Source organism: Sphingomonas sp. AOB5 (assembly GCF_029433115.1).
Lineage (GTDB): Bacteria > Pseudomonadota > Alphaproteobacteria > Sphingomonadales > Sphingomonadaceae > Sphingomonas.
In genome coordinates, this window is record NZ_JARNTV010000131.1 from 1 (window position 1) to 2,088 (window position 2,088).

The following is a 2,088-nucleotide window of genomic DNA, read 5'->3' on the forward strand; positions in this document are numbered from 1 at the left end:
GGCGCGCATCGCCGGATTGGGCGGCGGATCGGCCACGCTGTCGTCGCCGAGCGTAGATGGCGCCAGCGGACGCGGTGGACGCGCCTCCTCCGGCGCCGGGCGCGAGACCCAGTCCGGCAGTGGCGCGGCCACGAGAATTTCGGCGGCGACATCCGGTTTCGCAGCAACCGGCACGGCGGGGTTCAACCCGCTAAACACACGTTCGGCCGGTGCCTCCCCGCCTTCGATTCCCAATGCATCGAACGCCTGCACCGAGGCCGCATACCAGCTGCTGGCCGGCGCCTCGCCCTTGGCCATCGGCCCCAGCGCACCCGCGATCACCAGCCGCTCCTCGGCGCGCGTCGCCGCGACGTAGAACAGCCGCCAATGCTCTTGCTGCTCGCGCGCATCGGTCGCGTCGAGCAGATCCTGCAGCGCCCCGCCCCGCTCCTCGGCACGAGGGCGGAAGATCGGGAAGGCCTCGCCCTCATGCCCCTCGGGCTGCCAGTTGAGGAAATCGCGCGGGCTTTTGGTCGGATCCGCGGTCGCGTCCGCCAGGATCACCAAGGGCGCCTGAAGTCCCTTGGCGCCATGCGCGGTCATAACCCGCACCGCGCCCTGCGGCTGGGCGGCGTCGCGCACGATCTCCACATCGCCGCGATCGAACCAGTCGAGGAAGCGCTGCAGCGAAGGCGTCGCGACATTCTCGAAATTCAGCGCGGCGTTGAGCAGCTCGTCGATGGGATCGCGGGCTTCCTCGCCCAGCCGCTTGAGCAGCTTGCGCCGCCCCTGCATCGGCCCGGACAGCATCTCCTCGAGGAAGCGATAGGGCGTGGCGATATCTGCGCGGCGGAGGATTTCGTGCAGCGGCGCCAGCCGTTCGTCGCTCTGCGTCGCACGCAGGTGCCGCCACAGCCCGCCACGCTCGCGCACCGCCGCCGCCATCAGCTCGTCCTGCGTCCAGCCGATCAGCGGCGACACCAGCAGCGACGCGAGCGACAGATCGTCCTCGGGCTGCAGCGCAAAGCGGATCGCGGCGAGCAGGTCCTGAACGGCAAGCGGCGCGTTCAGCCGCAGCCGGTCGACGCCCGCCACCGGCACGCCCTCCGCATAGAGCCGCGCGACGATCAGCGAAGCGAGGTCGCCGCGCCGCTTGACCAGGATCATCACATCCTCGGGCCGCAACTTGCGCCCCTTGCTCTCCAGCTCCAGCGTGCCGACCCATGACTTGATCGCCCGCGCGATCTGCTTGGCCAACGCGCGGGTGGCGTCGTCTACCCAGCCTTCCTCGCCCTCGTCCGCGCCGCCTTCCAGCGTCACCGGCCAGAGGGTGACGGTACCGGGTCCCTTCACTTCGCTGGCATGCGCTTCCAGATCGCTGACATCGCCCATGCCCGGTTCGGGCAGCACGGCGATGGCTGCGTCCACGAACTGCAGCACCGGCTCGGTCGAGCGGAAGCTGTGGGTCAGCGACAGCGTCTCCAGCGGCTGCGTCTCGACCTCGTAATCCGGCTTCACCTGCGACTTTTCGAGGAAGCGGCGATGCGCCCAGCGATAGAAGATCGGATCGGTGCCCTGAAAGCCGAAGATCGCCTGCTTGTAATCGCCCACCGCGAACAGCGTCCGCCAGCCCTCGGGCCGGGTGCCGCTGCCCGAGAAGAACTCCTCGATCACTGCATCGACGATCGCCCATTGCCGCAAATTGGTGTCCTGCGCTTCGTCCACCAGCACATGCTCGGTCACCTGATCCAGCTTGAAGCGAACCCATTCGCCCATGTCCGGCTGGCCCAGCAGCTCGACCGTGCGGCGGATCAGATCGTCGAAATCGACCGCGCCCACGCGGCGCTTCGCGGCGGCATAGGCGCGTGCATATTCGCGGCCCGCCTCAAGCCCGCGCGCCAGCACATCGGCATAGCCCGCCTGCGCGCGCATCGTCAGCAGATCGGCAGAGGCCCCGCCCAGATCCATCGCCAGCGTCTCGTAATCGGGATCGGCGTCGCTCAGCTTGGCCGAGACCTTGCGCGGCTCGCCCTTCTGGGTGCGGAACACGGCGTGCAGATCGCCCAGCGTCGCGGCGCGCCGGTCCGCGCCCGCTTCCAGCCACGCCGA

General features: G+C 69.3%; 1 protein-coding gene. It reads right to left on the bottom strand.

The features are described 5' to 3' along the window. Positions 1-2,088, bottom strand: a 2,088-nt coding sequence (locus P1X14_RS21990) for a UvrD-helicase domain-containing protein (RefSeq protein WP_277317560.1), incomplete at both ends; no start/stop codon positions are given.